The organism is Pontimicrobium sp. MEBiC06410, from assembly GCF_053601615.1.
On record NZ_JBSHNT010000144.1, the window covers coordinates 147,210 to 167,523 of the forward strand.

Annotated in this window: 23 protein-coding genes; 13 read left to right on the forward strand and 10 right to left on the reverse strand. The window is 29.3% G+C overall.

Annotated features, from left to right (window positions below; all coding sequences use genetic code 11):
- The first annotated feature begins 681 nt into the window (after positions 1 to 681).
- From ACVC08_RS06095 to hemL, 3 genes are read left to right on the forward strand one after another with little or no spacing between them, the layout of a single operon-like run.
- A complete protein-coding gene (locus ACVC08_RS06095) occupies positions 682 to 1,596 on the forward strand; it encodes a 1-aminocyclopropane-1-carboxylate deaminase/D-cysteine desulfhydrase (RefSeq protein WP_452601396.1) in 915 nt (304 codons plus the stop codon).
- 5 nt (positions 1,597 to 1,601) lie between these two features.
- A complete protein-coding gene (locus ACVC08_RS06100) occupies positions 1,602 to 2,417 on the forward strand; it encodes a glucosaminidase domain-containing protein (RefSeq protein WP_452601397.1) in 816 nt (271 codons plus the stop codon).
- Positions 2,418 to 2,426: 9 nt separating this feature from the next.
- A complete protein-coding gene (gene hemL / locus ACVC08_RS06105; RefSeq protein WP_452601398.1) occupies positions 2,427 to 3,713 on the forward strand; it encodes a glutamate-1-semialdehyde 2,1-aminomutase in 1,287 nt (428 codons plus the stop codon).
- Between the two features lie 92 nt (positions 3,714 to 3,805).
- Here hemL and ACVC08_RS06110 read toward each other — a convergent pair whose 3' ends face one another.
- From ACVC08_RS06110 to ACVC08_RS06120, 3 genes are all read right to left on the reverse strand, one after another.
- On the reverse strand, positions 3,806 to 4,210 hold the full coding sequence (locus tag ACVC08_RS06110; protein ID WP_452601399.1) for a hypothetical protein: 405 nt from the start codon (positions 4,208 to 4,210) through the stop codon (positions 3,806 to 3,808).
- Between the two features lie 128 nt (positions 4,211 to 4,338).
- On the reverse strand, positions 4,339 to 4,827 hold the full coding sequence (locus tag ACVC08_RS06115) for a hypothetical protein (protein ID WP_452601400.1): 489 nt from the start codon (positions 4,825 to 4,827) through the stop codon (positions 4,339 to 4,341).
- Between the two features lie 80 nt (positions 4,828 to 4,907).
- Positions 4,908 to 6,419: a hypothetical protein gene (locus ACVC08_RS06120; protein WP_452601401.1), complete on the reverse strand. Its 1,512-nt coding sequence runs from the start codon at positions 6,417 to 6,419 to the stop codon at positions 4,908 to 4,910.
- A gap of 152 nt (positions 6,420 to 6,571) precedes the next feature.
- Between ACVC08_RS06120 and ACVC08_RS06125 the strand changes: the two genes are divergently transcribed.
- From ACVC08_RS06125 to ACVC08_RS06155, 7 genes are all read left to right on the forward strand, one after another.
- Positions 6,572 to 6,730 carry a hypothetical protein gene (locus ACVC08_RS06125; protein ID WP_452601402.1) on the forward strand — a complete coding sequence of 53 codons (159 nt, stop codon included), beginning with the start codon at positions 6,572 to 6,574 and terminating at the stop codon, positions 6,728 to 6,730.
- A 3-nt stretch (positions 6,731 to 6,733) separates the two neighbouring features.
- Entirely contained in the window at positions 6,734 to 7,201 is a 468-nt protein-coding gene (locus tag ACVC08_RS06130; protein ID WP_452597619.1) for a hypothetical protein, read from the forward strand.
- A gap of 31 nt (positions 7,202 to 7,232) precedes the next feature.
- Complete coding sequence (locus ACVC08_RS06135; protein ID WP_452597620.1) at positions 7,233 to 7,715, forward strand: hypothetical protein; 483 nt, start codon at positions 7,233 to 7,235, stop codon at positions 7,713 to 7,715.
- 693 nt (positions 7,716 to 8,408) lie between these two features.
- Positions 8,409 to 9,689: a DUF2157 domain-containing protein gene (locus tag ACVC08_RS06140; protein ID WP_452601403.1), complete on the forward strand. Its 1,281-nt coding sequence runs from the start codon at positions 8,409 to 8,411 to the stop codon at positions 9,687 to 9,689.
- Positions 9,690 to 9,699: 10 nt separating this feature from the next.
- Positions 9,700 to 10,263, forward strand: coding sequence for a GDYXXLXY domain-containing protein (locus ACVC08_RS06145; protein ID WP_452601404.1), 564 nt, complete (start codon positions 9,700 to 9,702; stop codon positions 10,261 to 10,263).
- Positions 10,264 to 10,311: 48 nt separating this feature from the next.
- Positions 10,312 to 11,970, forward strand: a complete 1,659-nt coding sequence (locus ACVC08_RS06150; RefSeq protein WP_452601405.1) for a dipeptidyl-peptidase 3 family protein — start codon at positions 10,312 to 10,314, stop codon at positions 11,968 to 11,970.
- Positions 11,971 to 12,204: 234 nt separating this feature from the next.
- Positions 12,205 to 12,378, forward strand: coding sequence for a hypothetical protein (locus tag ACVC08_RS06155; RefSeq protein WP_452597625.1), 174 nt, complete (start codon positions 12,205 to 12,207; stop codon positions 12,376 to 12,378).
- A gap of 34 nt (positions 12,379 to 12,412) precedes the next feature.
- Here ACVC08_RS06155 and ACVC08_RS06160 read toward each other — a convergent pair whose 3' ends face one another.
- The 4 genes from ACVC08_RS06160 to lysS all read right to left on the reverse strand — a co-directional run bounded on the left by ACVC08_RS06160 (position 12,413) and on the right by lysS (position 16,339).
- Positions 12,413 to 12,835: a hypothetical protein gene (locus tag ACVC08_RS06160; protein WP_452601406.1), complete on the reverse strand. Its 423-nt coding sequence runs from the start codon at positions 12,833 to 12,835 to the stop codon at positions 12,413 to 12,415.
- A 434-nt stretch (positions 12,836 to 13,269) separates the two neighbouring features.
- Positions 13,270 to 13,572: a hypothetical protein gene (locus ACVC08_RS06165; protein WP_452597627.1), complete on the reverse strand. Its 303-nt coding sequence runs from the start codon at positions 13,570 to 13,572 to the stop codon at positions 13,270 to 13,272.
- Positions 13,573 to 13,725: 153 nt separating this feature from the next.
- Positions 13,726 to 14,637 carry a hypothetical protein gene (locus ACVC08_RS06170; RefSeq protein WP_452601407.1) on the reverse strand — a complete coding sequence of 304 codons (912 nt, stop codon included), beginning with the start codon at positions 14,635 to 14,637 and terminating at the stop codon, positions 13,726 to 13,728.
- 7 nt (positions 14,638 to 14,644) lie between these two features.
- The gene (lysS, locus tag ACVC08_RS06175) at positions 14,645 to 16,339 is read right to left on the reverse strand and encodes a lysine--tRNA ligase (RefSeq protein ID WP_452601408.1); all 1,695 of its coding nucleotides are present in this window, start codon (positions 16,337 to 16,339) and stop codon (positions 14,645 to 14,647) included.
- A 204-nt stretch (positions 16,340 to 16,543) separates the two neighbouring features.
- Between lysS and ACVC08_RS06180 the strand changes: the two genes are divergently transcribed.
- Genes ACVC08_RS06180 through lipB form a run of 3 tightly spaced genes read left to right on the forward strand, consistent with a single transcriptional unit; the run spans position 16,544 to position 18,207 of the window.
- Positions 16,544 to 16,702 carry a YqaE/Pmp3 family membrane protein gene (locus ACVC08_RS06180; protein ID WP_452597630.1) on the forward strand — a complete coding sequence of 53 codons (159 nt, stop codon included), beginning with the start codon at positions 16,544 to 16,546 and terminating at the stop codon, positions 16,700 to 16,702.
- A gap of 47 nt (positions 16,703 to 16,749) precedes the next feature.
- Entirely contained in the window at positions 16,750 to 17,502 is a 753-nt protein-coding gene (locus ACVC08_RS06185) for a hypothetical protein (protein ID WP_452601409.1), read from the forward strand.
- Between the two features lie 3 nt (positions 17,503 to 17,505).
- On the forward strand, positions 17,506 to 18,207 hold the full coding sequence (gene lipB, locus ACVC08_RS06190; protein ID WP_452601410.1) for a lipoyl(octanoyl) transferase LipB: 702 nt from the start codon (positions 17,506 to 17,508) through the stop codon (positions 18,205 to 18,207).
- Positions 18,208 to 18,215: 8 nt separating this feature from the next.
- On the opposite strand, the gene ACVC08_RS06195 is transcribed toward lipB, so the two are convergent.
- The 3 genes from ACVC08_RS06195 to ACVC08_RS06205 form a co-directional block, all read right to left on the reverse strand.
- Positions 18,216 to 18,950 (reverse strand): ATP-binding cassette domain-containing protein, encoded by a 735-nt coding sequence (locus ACVC08_RS06195; protein ID WP_452601411.1) that lies wholly within the window; start codon positions 18,948 to 18,950, stop codon positions 18,216 to 18,218.
- A gap of 376 nt (positions 18,951 to 19,326) precedes the next feature.
- The gene (locus ACVC08_RS06200; RefSeq protein ID WP_452597634.1) at positions 19,327 to 19,527 is read right to left on the reverse strand and encodes a hypothetical protein; all 201 of its coding nucleotides are present in this window, start codon (positions 19,525 to 19,527) and stop codon (positions 19,327 to 19,329) included.
- A gap of 17 nt (positions 19,528 to 19,544) precedes the next feature.
- Complete coding sequence (locus ACVC08_RS06205; RefSeq protein WP_452601412.1) at positions 19,545 to 20,243, reverse strand: hypothetical protein; 699 nt, start codon at positions 20,241 to 20,243, stop codon at positions 19,545 to 19,547.
- Positions 20,244 to 20,314 lie beyond the last annotated feature (71 nt).

Below are 20,314 nucleotides of genomic sequence, written 5' to 3' on the forward strand. Positions count from 1 at the left end.
GTTAGTTTGGGGTTAACAATCAAATAGATATTTAGCACACATTAAATATTAAAGCATATTTAATACTTAAATAGAAATTAAATTAAGGGGAGTTTTAATATTGTATTTTAACTATTTTAGGTTCAACAACCATTATGTTAAAAGTGCACATTAAATTATAATAAATGCCCTGGGAGTAGCGATAATTATAACTTATATATAAAATACATATTCTTGATTCAAAAGATAGTTAAAATAAATGAGTTATTTTTTGAAAATTCTTTCAAATGCATTTTTTGTCGTTTAAATGCATTTTTTTGTATGTATTTATGTTGTGTATTGGTAATAAAATCGATAAAAGGTTTTTTTTAAGGTTTAATAAAATGTTATAGTCTTGATTTTGTTATAGATATATTTTTATGCGCTTTTTTTTGAGTATATTATTCTATTGCTCTTGTATGTTGAATATTGAAGAGTATACTGTAAAGTTGTACGTAGGATAAGGTAGATTTTAAACTATTATTTAAATACAGTATATGTAAACCGTATTTGTAAATTAAAAGTATTTATAAGTAAATTTGAACATTAATGTATTAACTATAATAATGTAGAGGGATGAATACTAAAAGGTGTATGGCAGTAAGTTTTGTTATTAGTTACTTTCAAGGTGAAAATTAAATCATAAAAAATGATGGTGAGTTTATGGAGAATTTAAGTGGTGTTTTTTTTGTGGAGACTACTCAAGTAAAAGGAGTGTCTAGTGTTGTGGAGTTGTATGTAAAAAGAGAAGACAAAATCCATTTAGAAGTCTCAGGTAATAAGTACAGGAAATTAAAATATAATATTGAGAAAGCTTTAGCAGATGGCGTTAATACATTATTAACTTTTGGCGGAGCATTTTCTAATCACATTGCTGCAACTGCTGCTGCAGGAAGACTTTATGGAATAAATACAATAGGTGTTATTAGAGGTGAAGAATTAGAAAAACAAATTAATAACAATCCAACATTATTATATGCTCAACAATGTGGAATGCAGTTTAAATTTGTTAGTAGAAGTGATTATAGGAACAAAGACTCAGAATTATTTATTGAGAGTTTAAAAAAAGAGTTCAAAGATTTTTATATTGTACCTGAAGGCGGAACAAATGCTTTAGCAATTAAGGGTTGTGAAGAAATTTTAACAGCAACTGACAATATTTTTGATTATATATGTGTTCCTGTTGGAACAGGTGGCACAATTTCTGGTATAATTAATAGTGCATTACCAAATCAAAAAGTTTTAGGATTTTCGGCATTAAAAGGTGATTTTTTAATTGAAGATATTAGTAAGTTTGCAAAACAAGATAATTGGCAGTTAATTAGCGATTATCATTTTGGTGGCTATGCTAAAATAAATACTGAATTGGTAACGTTTATTAATCAGTTCAAAGAAAGACATAATATTTCTTTAGATCCGGTTTATACAGGGAAAATGATGTACGGTGTTTATGATATGATAAAAAACAATTATTTTCCACCAGATTCTAAAATACTAGTTATCCATACAGGTGGATTGCAAGGAATTAAGGGAATGAATATAAGATTAAAACAAAGAAAACTGCCTTTAATACAATGAAATTAATGAGACATATATTTATTATTCTAGGTTTATTAGCGCTGCTTTCTAGTTGTGGCTCTCAAAAACGAGTAACAACAACTAAAAAGAGGAATAAAAAAGTAAGGGTTGTAAAAACTAAACCAAAGGTTGTCGTTAAAACTACTCCAAAGACTAAACCAAAAGTAGAAGTTACAATAAAAGACACACCAGAAGTATATGCAACACCTACAGATGAATATATTGCAATTTATAGTGATATAGCTCAAGACGAAATGCGTAATTATAATATACCAGCGAGTATAACTTTAGCACAAGGTATTTTAGAATCGGCCTCAGGAAAAGGGCGTTTATCTGTAGAAGCAAATAATCATTTTGGGATAAAGTGCCATAGCGGATGGAAAGGAGGTCGTATTTATCATGATGATGATAAAGATCAAGAGTGCTTTAGAAAATATAAAAATTCGAAATACTCATTTAGAGATCATTCTCTATTTTTAAAAGGTCGTAAGCGTTATCATAAGCTTTTTAAACTTAAAAAAGATGATTATAAAGGCTGGGCTAGAGAGCTAAGAGCTGCGGGTTATGCAACAGATAGAAAGTATCCTCAAAAACTAATTAGTTTAATAGAACGTTATCAATTATATCGTTTTGATGCAGAAGTTTTAGGTAAAGATACAGGTGTAAATGAGAAGCATATTGTGGTAAAAGGAGATACGTTGTATTCGTTATCTAGGCGCTATAATTTAACAGTACAAGAACTTAAAGATTTAAATAGTTTAGAAAATAATGATTTGTTTGAAGGACAAGCATTATTTGTTAAACCCTTACCAAAAGATTAATAATAGTTTATGATTTATAAACGAAGTAGTGCATTGTTTGCACAAGCAGAACAAGTTATTCCAGGAGGTGTTAACTCTCCAGTTAGAGCATTTAAAGCAGTAGGCGGAACTCCAATTTTTGTAAAAGAAGCAAAAGGAGCCTATTTATATGATGAAGACGGAAACCAATTAATAGATTATATTAATTCATGGGGGCCAATGATATTAGGACATGCTTATGAGCCTGTAGTTAGTGCAGTAATAGAAAAGACTAAAAAAGGAACCTCTTTTGGTATGCCAACTCAAATAGAAACTGAAATTGCTGAACTAGCAGTTTCTATGGTGCCCAATATAGATAAAATTAGGTTTGTTAATTCTGGAACAGAAGCTTGTATGAGTGCTGTGCGTTTGGCACGAGGCTACACAGGAAAAGATAAAATAATAAAATTTTCGGGATGTTATCATGGGCATAGTGATTCCTTTTTAATACAAGCAGGTAGTGGTGCAGTAACGTTTGGCTCTCCTAATAGCCCTGGTGTAACTAAAGGCACTGCAAAAGACACATTACTTGCTAAATACAATGATTTAGATAATGTGGCAGCGCTTATTGAAGCTAATAAAAATGAAGTTGCTTGCATTATTATAGAACCCGTAGCTGGGAATATGGGGTGTATTCCTCCTAAAAAAGGATTTCTAGAAGGCTTAAGAGATTTATGTGATAAACATGATGTTTTATTGATTTTTGATGAGGTTATGACGGGGTTTCGTCTGGCAAAAGGAGGTGCTCAAGAATTATTAGGAATTAATGCAGATATTGTTTGCTTTGGAAAAGTTATAGGAGGCGGATTACCTGTAGGAGCATTTGCAGCTAGAGAAGAGATTATGAATTATTTAGCGCCTTTAGGACCAGTATATCAAGCAGGAACATTAAGTGGAAACCCATTGGCAATGGCAGCCGGTTTAGCAATGTTAACAGCATTAAATAATGATGATGTAATTTTTACAAGACTAGCAGAAAAAACAGAATATTTACATAAAGGATTATCTAATGTTTTAAATAAACATAGTGTAGCCCATACTATAAATAGAGTAGGCTCTATGATTTCTGTTCATTTTGATGAAGGAGATGTTTTTGATTTTGAAACAGCAGCTAAAGGAAATAATGAAACATTTAAGCGTTTCTTTCATGGTATGTTAAATCAAGGTATATATATAGCGCCTAGTGCTTTTGAAACATGGTTTATTACAGATGCCTTAACTTATAATGATTTAGATAAAACAATAGCTGCATGCGATGTAGTTTTTAGTAATATGTAAGTTGCTAAAAAAATAAGATAAACATCAATAAAAAAAAGATTATCTAACTTAATAGATAATCTTTTTTTTTATGTAGAAAAGCAAATATGCTTTTATTTTTTTTGAGCAGCTCTTTGGCGTACTTGCATTCCAGTTCTATCAACTTTAGCTCCTGGTTGATCTGTAGCTATTAAGTATCTATTATATAATGCCTCATTATTTAAAGCATTTTTCATAGAAGACATTAAACGATCTTGTACTAATTTAGTGTTTTTTTTGTGAGCTTCTGTGCCAACTTCATTTGTAGCTTTTATGGTAGCTGTTTTACTATTATATTCTCTATAAGCCTCATAGACTTTAGATAGAGTAGCGTCATCAAATTGCAATAATTGTTGTAGTTTTTTAGCAGTATTAACTGCTTTTTCATTAGTTTCAGCTTTGCTTTGAGCTGTTGCAGATTGAGTTCCTATAACCATTGCAAAAGCAAAAAAACATAAAGTAAATATTTTCTTCATCATTTTTAGATAATTAGACGTTAATTACCCAAAGTAAAGCTATTTACATAATATTAGCAAATAAAAAAGATGCCGATTAGATAATCGGCATCTTTTTACTGCTTAAAAAACTAATTCATTAAGCTGTTTTGTTATTCTTTATGCTCCTCTCTGTGTTTAGGTCTTTTCATAGCTTTTCTTTTACCCATAGTTCTTTTCTTTCCAGCTCTTTTTCTTTTAGCTTGCATGTTTTCCCATTTTTTATATTGCTCTGTATTAAGAATGGCTTTCATCTCTTTCTTATGGGCTATTTGCGCATCTAATCTTTCATTCATAAGCTTTAAACGTTCTTCTTGAGAGCGTTTTTTAGCAGCTTCTTTAGCTTTCATTCTAGCTTCCATTTTTGCCTTTTTAGCTTTAGCATGTTTAAGGTTTAAAGCATTAACCTTTTTTTGCTGTGCTTCAGTTAAATCTAAAGCTAATGTTAACTTTTTAGTATGTAATTGAGACATGTCTTCTGCACTTATGTCTTTCATGTTGTGGCGTCTTTCCTTTTTATGCTCGTCATGTCCCTCTTTTCTGTGTTGGGCATTAATTTGAAACGCTATTAAAGCGATTAATACAAAAACTATTTTTTTCATCCTACTTATGTTTTTAATTGTTATTTGCTTCTAAGACCAACAAAAAAATAAAAGGTTTAAACAGAACGTTATTTTAACGACTAATTAACAGTTTGTGCTTGTTTTATTAATTGCAATGTAGTGTTATATAGCGGCTTGTTTTCCATTTTACTTTTAAGCCAAGCATAATAACTCATCACAAAAATATCTTCCTGTTTTGCCTCTACCCAATCAAAGGCATGTTCTACTTTATTGTAAAAAGCTTCTGTTGTTACTTGTTCGGGTTTTTTATAATAGTCTTCTACTAAAGCTAGGTAAGTAATAACACGTTGTTGATTTATACTTTTTAGGTATTTAAAATGTAGTCTTTTAAAGCTCAATAATCTTGAGTCTACATAATTTATGTTATGTAATTCTATATGTAAAATAATTTCTATTAAGTTCTTTTTTAAAACCCATTCTTTACCCGCTTTAGCTTCATAGTAATTATCTGTATGATAAAATTTTGAAAATAATTGATGAGATTTGTTATAGTCGCCAGACTGGATATAAAACATAATTAAGGTTAAATGTATGTCTAATAAGTTTTCGGTATCTTGGTGTTTGTAGGTTGTAAATGGTTGTAAAATAGTTATAGCTTTAGTTTGTTGGCTAGAGTAGTTGTAGTTGAGGGCAAGTAATAAATTGTATTTAAGTAGAAATGTTTTATAATGCTTTTTTCGTTTTAGTAGCATATGATTGTGCATTTGTTCTAAATAGAAAAGAGAATCGTTAAATTTTTTATTTCTAAAAAGGGTATTAGCGATTAAGTATAAAACTTGTATATGATAAAATAATTGCTTGTCTTTATTTTTATGTGTTTGTATCGTTTTATATGTATGAATTAAAAAAGGCTCTATTTTTAAGTAGTTTTTAGAAACAAATGCAGAAATACTAACTATAGATATTAACTGATAAAGTGATTTAAAAGACATTAAATCGTTACTATTTATATTGTACTCCTTTAAAGTCGTGTTTAAAAGAGTTTCAAAATCTAATACCTCTCCTTTATATGCAATATTATTTAAGATTTGTTTAATTTTTGCATAAACGATATTTAATTGATCCTCTAGGTAATGATTTTTCTGATTGTTTTTAAACTTAATAATAAGCCTATCTAAATCTAATTGAGGATTGGCATAAGCATATTGAATTTTTGTGTGGTAGATTTCATTTAGTATAGCGAATAAATGATGCTCTGTAGCTATGGCTTCTGCTTTATCTAAAATTTTATAAGCTACTTTATAGTGTTTATGATTTAGAAAAGTACGAGACGCTAAAATGTATTTAATAATTTGCATATCTACAGAATTCTCCTCTTTTAAATTAGAATTAGCTATAAAATCTATAATAGATTGGTATAAACGTTTCCTTAAAGCGTGGTATGCATCTTTATTATAGTTTTTATATATAGTGTTGCATATTGTTTTAGAATCGAATTCATTTTTGACTAGAAGCTTAAATAATATTATGTTTTTTGTGTCATTACGTTTGTTTTTTCGCTCTAAATAATTAATAAACTGTTGTTGCTCTTCAGAAGAAAGCGTAGATATTATATCGTTTAAATTTGTCATTATATCGTCAGTTTTTTATTGTTTTAAATACTAATTATAGTGTTATAAAGATATTGAATATAAATTATATCGTCAGTTTTTAATTGAAATTGTGTTTTGTACAATTATAAAGTATTGCACTTTTGTCCTGTAATCATTAAAAACAAAACAATATGAATCATTATCTAAAAACCACCGTATTAATAGTTGTATTTGGAACAATGACCGTTTTTTCAAAAACAATTAAGAAAAAAACAATAAAAAGCTATAGTAAGTGTGTTGCATTTATGAGTTGTAATAATACAACCATTATAAACCCTTTAGGTATATAGAAAATGAAGCTAAAGCAAGTAAATGCCGCTTTTATTGTAACTACTGGAATTTCAGTTTTAGTATTTGTCTATTTAGTATTTTTAGGATACGACGAAATAAAAACATTAAAAGATGTTATAAAAATAATTGCATCTATACTGTTTCCTATCCCAATGCTATTTTTTGTTCGCTTTATTTTAATAGAGCATTTTCTACCCAAAAATACAGACGAGTATAAACTTAAAAACCAAAGACCCGCTACTATTTTATTAATAGTCGCTATTGTTTCTAGTTTAGCAATCATGCAGGTGTTAGAACTAATAACACAACAAAAATTAGAACAAAATTTAATTTTTGCACATTTAATAAACTCTACAACAATAAGTAGCTATGTGCTTAATTATATACTGTATAATAACCTAAAAGTAAACGGGGTTTTAAGTGGCGTATTATTAGCGTTGGCTGTACACGTTTTCTTTTTATCAAACTAAACAACATTAAATCATCAAAAACAATAATATTATGAATCAAATATTTAACAACACAGAGCAAAAAGATAATACTAAAAAGAGAGAATTATTATTCACATTTCAATCTATAATAGTAACAGGCTTATTAGCATTTACAGCTATGGCATTTTTTTACTACAATAGTTTAACCATTGTAAAAGGGATTAAAGTCGTTTTTGCACCATTTTTATCGGTAGTACCATTATTATTTATACTCTCTGTATTAAGAGATTTAAGAAAAGGATTTAAAGAAGGGAATTATTCTAAAGACGAAATTATAAAGTTTGGACTTATAACATTAGGAGTAACCGCTGCATTTACAGGAATAACGTATTTATTATCTGAGATTGGTGCTTTAGAAATATTGCTAGCCGCTATTATAGCAATATTAAGCACCGTTTTCTTTTTAAGAAGTAAAATAAAAGATATTCTTGGAATGTCTATAATAACAGGAATTGCTGAAGGAATTATCGTGTATATGATCTTTTTGTTTTGATGATTGGTTACGTTAGTTAACCAAAAAAAATGGCGTAGCAAATATGTTGCGCCGTTTTTTAAACAAAAATTAAAAACATTACATGATGACATCAAAAAACATAACGTTAGAAAAACTAATATTAGCGTTTTCAATTTTTGCACCTTTATTTCTATTTTTAATATATTTAAACCATACCGTTTTTAAATCGCGGTATGTGCTAATAGGAGTTATGCAAGAAATGTTTACTATACCTTGTATTTTAGGACAACCCTTATTATTGATTCTTGCTATAATTGGACTCTATAAAAAAAAGTTTAAAACGCCTAACTATGTTTATCTTTCTATAATAATTTTGATTATGGGAATAAGTTTAACAGTTGTACAATTTATTATAGGGCAATCAAACTAAATATGAATAAGGAATTAAGATTCGCCATTTTTCTAATAAGTTCTATTATTCAAATAATAATGAAAGCATATTTCCCTGTAGTTGGAGGAGGAACTTCATTAGTACTAGTATTTTCAATTCCTATTTTAATTGGGTTAGGAATAATGTTTGCGCTAATCGATTATTATTTTATTATAAAAATTAATAATCAGATAATAAGGAATCTACTTTTTCTACTTTTAGAATTTATATTACTTGGTTTAGCTATTTGGTCTTATCCTTTTGCGTAAAAAAGCCATATCATTAATATTAAAGCAATAACAATGCATTCAAAACTTAAAAAAGAATTACCAGAATTGGTAAAAGAAGGCGTGATATCTCAAGACATTGCTTCCAAAATAGAACATTACTATAACTTAAAACAACCAACAAACCCTAACCGATTATTTACTGTGTTTGGAGTATTAGGTTCTATTTTAGTCGGGTTAGGAATTATTTTAATACTAGCACACAATTGGGATGATTTTCCGAAAACAATAAAAACATGTTTTGCTTTCGCCCCATTAATTATAGGGCAATTGCTGGTTGGCTTTTCCATTTTAAAACAAAAAAGTAAAACATGGAAAGAAGCATCAGGTGTATTTTTGTTTTTTGCAGTAGGTGCTTCCATGGCAATGGTGAGTCAGATATATAATATTCCAGGTAATTTTAGTCGTTATATGTTAACTTGGATATTATTGTGTGCACCATTAATATATTTGTTAAAATCTCATGCCTTAGCATTATTACATTTATTATTTGCTACAATATATGCTTGCGAATATGGCTATTCGTATAATAGTAATATCCCATGGATGTATTTGGTGCTTCTACTAGTGTTATTACCATATTATTATACTCTACTAAAACATAAATTTGAAGCGAATATAACATCTGTTTTTAATTGGCTTTTACCATTAAGCTTAGCAATAACCTTAGGTGCATTTATTACTAAATTCGATGAATTAATATTTCTCTCTTATATTATTCTATTTGGTTTATTCTATAATATAGGAAAGTTAGGCGTTTTAGAAAATTTAAAACTAAGACAAAATGGCTATTTAGTTCTTGGCTCTTTAGGCTCTATAGTCTTGTTATTAACTGCAAGCTTTAGATGGGTATGGAAAGATGTGTTAAGAATTAAACATGCTTTTATTAGTGAAAGCTCACTTGTTGTTGTCTTATTTATACTAACCACGTTTGTACTAATACGTTTACTATTAAAGAAACGGTTGGAAACCTTTAACCTTTTTCATTATATATACATAATAATGAGTGTCTTGTTTTTTGTAGGACTAACAGACGATGTTATACCAACAGTAATAACAAATATATTATTATTTGTTTTAGGTATAAATGCTATAAAAATAGGAGTAGATAAAATGCATTTTGGAGTTTTAAATTACGGATTATTAATTGTATCCGCTCTAATATTTTGTAGATTTCTAGATACTAACATGAGTTTTGTAGTTAGAGGGTTATTATTTGTAGCCGTTGGTGTTGGTTTTTTTATAACCAATTACATCATGCTTAAAAAGCAAAATGCAAACAATGTAAAACACTAAAATAACACTTATGCAAGCTATAAAAATAAAACACATATTTATACTATTTGTATTAATCGCATTAGTACAATTGTTTATTCCAATACAAATGATTTTAGGTCAAGAAACTATTTTAGATTCTGGAACTGCCTATAAGTTTAGAACAGAACCTATAGATCCAACAGATCCTTTTAGAGGAAAATACATAACATTACGCTATAACATAAATTCGGCGATTACACCAGATACTACTTGGTTGCGACAAGACGATGTTTATGTGTATATAAAAAAAGACAGTTTAGGGTTTGCTCAGTTAACCCAAGTTAGCAAAAAACCATTACCAGTAAAGGAAGATTATGTTATAGCTAAAGCAAGTTGGTATAATTATAACACCAATACATTAAGATTTAACTTACCATTTAATCGTTTTTATATGGAAGAAAGTAAAGCTAAACCTGCCGAAGAGGCTCATAGAGAAGCACAACGCGATACAATACCAAATAATACTTATGCCTTGGTATACGTTAAAGAAGGTGATGCAGTTTTAAAAAATGTAATAATTAATAAAGTCCCAATTGCCGACTATGTAGAATAGCAATATAAAAATAGCTAACTTTGGAAGGTAATGTATAATATTATAGCAATGAAAAAAACGATAGGAACCTTATTGTTAATGACCGTTTTATGGTCCTGTAAAAAAGATGGAGATAAAACAACTATAGAGTCTACAACTAAAGATGTTGTTAAAACCGAAAAAACAGCAATGCAAATGAATTTAGATAAATATGTAAGTGTAAAATTAACATCCAATCTAAATACATTAACAGCAAAAGAGCGCCAAATGCTCCCTATTTTAATTAAGACTGCAGATAAAATGAATAAGTTATTTGCATATGAAGCCTATGGCGATTTAGATGCTTTATTAGAAAATACAACAGATGACGATACTAAAAAGTATATAAAAATTAATTATGGACCATGGGATCGATTAGACAATAATAAACCTTTTGTCGAGGGCGTAGGAGAAAAACCTAAAGGCGCAAATTTTTATCCAGCAGATATAACAAAGGAAGCATTTGAAAAAGCGACGATGAAAGACAAGTCTAGTATTTATAATTTTGTTCGCCGTGATGAAGAAGGTAAATTGTACACCATACCATACCACAAACAATTTGAAAAAGAAGTAAAAGAAGTTTCAGTACTATTATTAGAAGCAGCAAGTTTAGCGGAAGATAAAGGACTAAAAAAATATTTAGAGCTAAGAGCAAAAGCACTATTAAATGACGACTATCAAGCTAGTGATTATGCATGGATGGATATGAAAAACAATACACTAGATATTGTGATTGGGCCAATTGAAACCTACGAAGACCAATTATTTGGAAACAAAGCCGCTCATGAAGGCTATGTGCTAATTAAAGACCAAGACTGGAGCAAAAAACTAGAGAAGTTTAGTAGCTTTTTACCAGAATTACAAAAAGGTTTACCAGTGGGTGAAAAATATAAGCAAGAAAAACCAGGAACAGATAGCGACTTAAATGCTTACGATGTGGTTTTTTATGCAGGAGATTGTAACTCTGGAAGTAAAACGATAGCAATTAATTTACCTAATGATGAAGAAGTGCAACTAAAAAAAGGAACAAGACGCCTACAGCTAAAAAATGCAATGCAGGCTAAGTTTGATAAAATTTTAGTACCTATTGCAGATGTTTTAATAGATCCTGCTCAAAGAAAACATATTACTTTCGATGCATTTTTTGCTAATACCATGTTTCATGAAGTAGCACATGGATTAGGAATTAAAAATACAATAACAGGAAAAGGAACAGTAAGAACAGCACTTAAAGAACACGCTAGTGCTTTAGAAGAAGGAAAAGCAGACATTCTTGGCTTATATATGGTACAACAACTGCATGCAAAAGGTGAGTTAAAAGAAGATTTAAAAGACAATATGGTAACCTTTATGGCGGGTATATTTAGATCTGTTCGTTTTGGAACCTCTAGTGCACATGGAAAAGCAAATATGATTCGTTTTAATTTCTTTAAGCAAATGGGCGCATTTACTAGAAATAATAATGGAACCTATACCGTTAACTTTCAAAAAATGGAGTTTGCAATGGAAACACTTTCCGAAGTTATTTTAAGTTATCAAGGAGATGGAGATTACAATGGTGTAAATAATTTTGTAGCTAATTATGTAAGCATTTCTAAAGAACTTCAGGGAGATTTAGATAAACTTAGTCATGCAAATATTCCAGTAGATGTGGTTTTTGAACAAGGAACTTCAGTTTTAGGATTATAACATAATTTTATAATATTAAAAAAAGACTTTAGAGCCTCTAAAGTCTTTTTTTTGTGTTTTCCTCTGTTTTTTAACTATTTATTATTGATTATATAGATAATTAACATTACTGCAAAATAAATGGAGGTGTTATGGCGAATTTTTATGCTTTTTAGCGATTTTAATAGTCGATTTATCGATTTATGGAAGTAGATTGATGCTTTCTATTTTATTATTTATTAATGTTGTATAATTATGGGGGCAATTTTAACGGTTAGTACAATAGTAATTCTTCTGTTAATAGTTTTAAAAATTATAAAAACTATTAATAGAATTAAAGCTTTAAGAGAGCGTGGTATAAATGTCTCTAATAAAAATATCTTTTACAAGTGGGTAACTAATACATTTCTTAAAAACTTACCACTTTAACTTCCTTTTTTTACTTTCATTATTCTTATTTATTTTAATAACGACCTAAAGTATTGGTGTTAGATTTAAAATAATATGTTTTAATTAAAACAAAGGTTTTATATATAAAATAGACTATTGGAATACCTAAAACAAAGGTTAATGCAACAAGTACCAATGTAAATTTAAAACCTATAAATGGAATTTTATTTGTTTCAGAATATAGAGATACATTCTTAATTAAATAATACCCACTACCAATAGCAATTCCTCCAATAAAACTCCATAGCAAATTAATTGTTTCTAATTGGTGCGCTGTTGAGAAAAAGAAAATAGAATAAATAATAAGCACTATAATACCTATTAATAAAGCATGTTTAACTTCTTGCATGTTAGTGTAATAATCTGGAGTAAAATAACGCTCTTTAATACAAGAAGCGCAAACTGTTTCATTATTGTTAATACATGTATGGCACATACCTCGCCTACACAGTTTGCAGTTTTTATGAGAAAATAAAAAAGGATGTGTATTACAAAAATATAACGCTTTGTCTGTAGTTCTCAAAATATACTGTTAGGCTTATTGTTCGACAATATCCATAAATAGTGATGATATTACAAACTTACTTTAAAATAATAGATATGGATGTAAAAAAATGTAAGGCATCTATTTTCTGTTCGACTTAATAGAAAAGAAAAATAAATTAAAGCTATGAAAATTATTCAATCCCTCCTTATGCTTTTTTCAGACACTTTAGATAGTGATTTTGAAACAGAAGACTTAACAAATTCTTAAGCATTTGAATTAAACCCTTAATTAAATTAATCCAAATTTAGTTTATAGTTTAGAGCCAAGAAAGCGCACATTATTTAAATAATATGCGCTTTCTATTTTAGTTCTACTCTTTTGTATTACGTGTTTGCGATTACAACACATTGTACCCAGCCATGAAAACGATCATCTATATGACCGCTACTATCTCTTAATAGAAAATCTGCAGCTACAGTAACAGTGTTACCTACAATTTTAGTGATATCTAAATCTATTTCTTGTTCTAATACATGATGATCTCCATCTGTATAGCGAATATTAAAACCTTTTAAAACTGCTTGAGCCGATTTAACTTTCGATTTAAAAACTGCAGTAGCAATCTCTCTTTGTTTTTTTCCTTTTGTAGAATCAAATGTAATTGATAATTCTTTAAATGAAACCATTATATTTTTATTTGCCTACCTACTCTGTTTAATATTGGCTTTTCGGTTTGCGCCATATCAATTGATTATGCAAATATGTATATATAAGTGGTTGTAAAATAGAGTTTTATAATCCTTAATAGCTAGTGGTTTTTCCTGTTTTTTATACAGGAATTATCTTTTGCTAATATTGTAATATTCAGCAATTAATAGTTTGTGGTCAGAAACAGTATATTCATAACTATTAAGAATATTAGGTTTTAAAGGTTGGGAAACCCATATTTGATCTAGTTCTAATAACGGAAGGCTATAGGGCCATGTTGCAGAAAAACCATTATTGTAATTATGGAAACTAGAATACCATTTAGTATAATTTGTAAAGTGAACGCTTTCGTAAGGTGTATTAAAATCTCCAACAATAATATCTATGTTATGAGTATTGGCATAATCAAGGACTTCTATAAGTGGTTGCTTCTTATTAATAAAAGGACTAGCATAAATATCTACAATTAAAACACTTGTGGGTACATTATTTATAGAGGTTTTAATGTGGTTAAATTTGTATTGTTTATCTACATATTTATAGCTAATAGAATCTATAGTGCCTTTTACTCCTAATAACATATCACCTCTTAATTTTTTTATACTATAATTAGGTAGGTTTGTATTTAAGCTTTCTAAATCCTGTTCATTAACATAAAGCGCTTCAACTAAAGTAATAATACTACAACTGTTGTTTTTAGTATGCGTAATGATTGGATGAATAGGAAATTGTTTCCTTTTAGCAACATTCCAAAATAAAACAGAATTAGTTTGTGATAGAGGTTTTTTGGTTTGAGTAAAATAATACTGGTTAAACCAGTAAAAAGATAATACAAACTGAAATATTATAATTGGGTAAACTATTGTTTTTTGTTTCCTGTAAAAGAATACTATAAGGCATCCTAACAAAATAATTAAAATTAAAGGTGTAGCATAGAAAATAATACTTATTGGAAATAGCCTGTCTTTTAAAACAAAATGGATAAAAATTAAAAAAGCATATAGTCCAAGACTATATGCTTTATATTGTTTTAACAGTTTCATGTAGTAGTTATACTATTTCTACAAACAAACCATCATCTGTTTTATTTACTTTAGCAACACCAAGCTTAGTTAAGCCTTTAATGGTTTTATCCCACTTTTTGTTGCTTAAACCAGATTGTGCTTTTAAATCATTTAATACAATAGGCGTTTCTTTTTTCAAAATTTCGAATACCGCTTTCTCTTCATCGCTCATAGGAACAACTTTCTTTTCTGGGCGCATTTGTGGGAAGAATAACACTTCTTGTATCGATTGATTATTGGTTAAAAACATAATTAAGCGATCCATACCAATTCCCATTCCAGAAGTAGGAGGCATACCATACTCTAAAGCACGTAAAAAATCATGATCTATAAACTCAGTAGCTTCATCATCTCCTTTTTGAGCTAATTTTAATTGATGCTCAAAACGCTCACGTTGATCTATAGGGTCATTTAATTCAGAATAAGCATTTGCAATTTCTTTTCCGCAAACCATTAATTCAAAACGCTCCGTTAGTTCAGGGTTGTCTCTATGTTCTTTACATAAAGGACTCATTTCTTTAGGATAATCTGTAATGAATGTTGGTTGTATGTAATTTCCTTCGCATTTTTCACCAAAAATTTCATCAATTAATTTTCCTTTACCCATAGTATCATCTACAGCAATGCCCATACCTTCGGCAGCCGCTCTAATCTCATCTTCAGTTTTACCAGTAATATCAAAACCAGTAAACTCTTTAATAGAATCTGCCATAGTAATACGCTTGTAAGGCGCTTTAAAATCTACCTTGTGTTCTCCAAAAGTAGCTTCCGAAGTACCATTTACTGCAATAGCACAATGCTCTAAAAGACGTTCACAGAAATCCATCATCCAATTGTAATCCTTATAAGCAACATATATTTCCATTGCTGTAAATTCAGGATTATGTGTACGGTCCATACCTTCGTTTCTAAAGTTTTTAGAAAACTCATAAACACCATCGAAACCACCAACAATTAAACGCTTTAGGTATAACTCGTTTGCAATTCTCATATATAATGGAATGTCTAAACTGTTATGGTGTGTAATAAATGGTCGTGCAGCAGCACCACCAGGAATAGGTTGTAAAATAGGCGTTTCAACCTCAAAATACCCCGAGTCGTTAAAAAACGAACGCATGGCATTAAAAAGTTTTGTACGTTTTACAAAAACCTCTTTAACATGTGGGTTTACAGCTAAATCTGCATAACGCTGTCTGTAACGCATTTCTGGGTCTGTAAATGCATCATGAATTTTTCCGTCTGCATCAGTTCTTGGCATCGGTAAAGGTTTTAAGGCTTTACTTAAAAGCGTAAAATCTTTAACCATTACAGTTTTTTCACCAACTTTAGTAGTAAATAACTCACCTTCTATACCAATAAAATCGCCAATATCTAGTAATTTTTTGTAGACATCATTATACTTGGTTTTATCATCTCCTGTACAAATTTCATCTCTATTAAAGTAAACTTGTATACGCCCTTCACTATCCTGTAGTTCTGCAAAACTAGCATTACCTTGAATACGACGAGACATTAAACGTCCAGCAATAACTACCTGTTTGCCTTCCTTATAGTCCTGTTTGACTTGTTTTGAGGTTTCAGAAACAGGAAATAAATCTGCTGGATAAGGATTAATCCCTAACGCACGTAATTTTGCTAGTTTTTCTCTTCGTACGAGCTCTTGCTCAGATAACTGTGACATAATATAATATGATGTATAATTAAGCCAGCAAAGATAGAATTAAAACAGATGAATTAAAACTAATTTTTACACAAGAAACATTAATAAACTATTTTATAAAGTTTATAAATAATAAAAGTGTAACAAAATATAAAATGCTGCGTCATATGAGCACATCAATCATCAATCTACAGAAATGTAGAATTAAATTAAATCAAAATTATTATGAGTTTTTGGAGAGTCGTACTTTCAATTTTATGCCCACCTTTAGCAGTCTTAGATAAAGGTTGTGGTTCTATCGTTATTGTGTTTCTATTGTGGCTTTGTGGCTGGGTTCCAGGTGTTATTGCAGCATTGGTTATACTTAATAACCCTAACAGATAAATCGTTATCTTTGTAGCCTAACTATAACCATAAATAAACCTATTAAAATGAAAAGATTTACTGTTTTATTAGCATGCCTTTTAGTGTTTGTGCTAACTAGTTGTCAATTTTCTGAAGACATATATATTAATGAAGATGGTTCTGGTAAAATGTCGTTTTCTTTTGATGGGTCAGAGTTAATGCAAATGGCAGGCGATGAAATGGGAGGCAAAGAAGAAGTTATAGATTCTACATTTAGTTTTAAAGAATTATTTGACACTAAAAGAGACAGTATCTCAAAATTATCGGCCGAAGAGCAAGAAAAATTAAAAAGTCTTGAACCCTTTAATATGCACATGGTAATGAATACTAAAACTTCGGAAATGAAGTTTGATATGTATCGAGAGTTCAGTAAAGCTGATGAATTGCAGGATATGTTTAAGGCTATGAATAACTTTAGTAATATGAAAGGCAAAGGAGCCGCTAAAGTGAATGACCCTAATAACCCTTTCTCGTCTTTAGGAAAGAACGGAAGTACAGAATTAAGTTATTCTTACAACGGTAGAGTATTTACTAGAACAGCTAAGATTTTAGATAAAGAAGCTTACAAGCAAATGACAGATAGTATAAGCAAAATGAGTATGATGTTTGCCAGCTCTAAATACAAATTAAATTACCACTTCCCTAAGCCAATTAAGTCAGTATCTAACGAGAAGGCATTATATAGTGCAGATAGAAAAAGTGTTACTGTAGAGTATGGGTTTATGGAGTATGTAAGTAATCCTGAAGCTTTAAATTTAGAAGTTATTTTAGAAGATTAAATTGTGAACAAAACAATAGAACTAAAAGATTTAGGGTCTAAAGACTTTAAAGACACTTGGGATTACCAAGAGAGTTTATTTAAAGACATATTAGATACTAAAATTAAGAACAGAAGAGAAAATGCTGGTTTAGAAACTAAAAATCACTTTCTGTTTGTAGAGCACCCGCATGTTTATACTTTAGGTAAAAGTGGGGATATGTCTAACCTATTATTAAGCGAGGCTCAATTAGTAGAAAAGGGAGCAACGTTTTATAAAATTAATAGAGGAGGAGATATTACATATCACGGACCTGGACAAATTGTTGGGTATCCTATTCTAGATTTAGAAAACTTTTTTACAGATATACATAAATATTTACGTCTTTTAGAAGAAATGATTATTCTTACCTTAGAAGAATATGGCCTTAAATCTGAAAGAAGCCCTGGTGAAACAGGTGTTTGGTTAGATGTAGGGACGCCATTTGCTAGAAAAATATGTGCAATGGGTGTTCGCGCTAGCCGTTGGGTTACTATGCATGGGTTTGCACTAAATGTAAATGCAGATTTAGGATATTTCGATAATATTATCCCGTGTGGTATTCGTGATAAGGCAGTAACCTCTCTTAATGTAGAATTAGGAAAGAAAACAGTAGATGAAAACGAAGTGAAAGAAAAACTACTGAAACATTTTAAAACACTTTTTGAAGCAGAGTTTATTAACTAATTTAATCGTTATTTATATACCATATTAAAAGTAGATATAGGGATATAACCAAACTCCATAAGTTCACTTTTGTCTTTTATAGGTTTTAAAAATCCATTATTTAAGAAAACTATAGTATCTGCTAAGTTGATAACGTTTTCATAATCATGATCGGTTATAATAAAACCTTTAGAAGCTTTCATTGTATTAATATAGCTAATAATATATTCTCTAATAATAGGACTTACACCATTGAAAGGCTCATCTAGTAAAATAAATTGAGCATTAGAATGTATAATTAATAATATCTCAATAATTCTCTTTTCTCCACCAGATAAATCTTGATTGCGCTTATAAAGTAGTGGTTTTACATGTTCATTATTAAGTACTATGCTACTTTGCGTTTTAGGAAGAAATAATTTTATTAAAGAAGCTATAGTTACATTATTGGGCAAGAAATTATTTTGAGGTAGGTAGTTAATTAGATGTCTTCCATCTGCAACGGTTTTAATAACTTTACCACCAGCCCGAACAAATTTAGAATCTGCTTTTTCTGTTCCAAAAATTATTTTTAATAATGTCGATTTTCCAGAACCATTACGCCCGATGAGACCCTTTATTTCTCCTTTTTTACAGGAAATAAAAATGTCACTTAATAACATTCTATTGTTATAAGATTTTGTTAAGCTATCTATATGTAAACCTGTCATATTAGTGATAGTATTAATAAGTTTATAAGCGCTATTACAAATGTTGAACCCCATAAAATAAGTTTGGTTAAACCTAAATTATAATAGTAATAATATTCATTTTTGTTTTTTATTTCATAAATGAACAAATGAGTCATTGGTGCTATATATAGATAATAAAGTCCAATAATATTTAAACTTACACTAAATATAAATCCAATAGCTACAGCAATTATAGCAGAAGTAAAAACTATTTTTTTCTGAAATAGTAATATGTTTTTAAGTAATCTCAAAAGATTCTTTTTAGATTATGAGATGGGAATATAAAGAAAGCTTTTAGGAGTTTTATATCTTTTTTAAATGATTTAACATAAAATCATATCCTAAAGCAGAGAACAATTAAAATAGAATAAGAACTGGAAGTTTTTATACCAGAAATTCTAGAGTTAATTTAAGTCGTTGAGTTCGTAATTAATTTCCGTCCTTTAATAATCCAAAGAATAGGACCTATAAAGCCAATCATAGAAATTAAAATCCATTTACTTTTTGAGTCTTTAAAGTTATTACTTAATATTTGAATAATAGCAATAGTAGTAATTGCTACAGAGCCAAAAGAGATTATAATAAATAATAGGGCTAGAAGTATTTTCATTAGTAAAGTTTAAAATTTTAACAAGTACATAAACTAATAATAACAGATTTTAAACAATTACAGTCTTTAATAAGTTTAGATAGTGCCGAGTTTTGTGCTTTATAAATAAGTTGAGTATTCTTACGATATAAATCCTCATAATTTTCTGAGGTATTAAGAAGTTCTAATTCCTTTTGTATTTTTATTTCAGTTTCCTTTACAATTGTTTTAATTTTTGTAATTAATTCTTTAGGTGTGGAGCCTGTTTTATGTATGAAAATATCATAGGTACACAGATCTTCATGTTCAGAATATTTTATAATTGGCTCAGTTTGCATCCAAAGTTGATCTTCTGGATTATAGTCTCCTACAATTTGTATAGCGTACGAAGCGACTATCATTTTAGTAATGCTTACTATTTTTATACTAGTTAACTTTATTTCGGTAGGTTTAATTAGTTTATAGACAGAGACACCATTATAATTATAACTTAAGCGCTTGGTATAAAAACTATGCGTTCCAGGTTCGTAAGTGAATTGGTTTTGTAAAAAAGTACTGTAATTTTTTTCGAGATGCTTCCTGTAATCTTCCGTATTCTTTCCATGAGCAACATATTTATAACCATGAACCTTGCTACCATCATTCAGTTCAATATCAAATTCTAAATGAACACCATTATATTCGGCAAAAACAATGGCGGGAAGGCAAAATATAAAAAGTAAGAAAAAGTTTTTCATTTAGGTTTCAATTAGCAAAGTGCATAAATCATTATATATCTAACACTAACAAACTTACCTAAAAAAAGCTC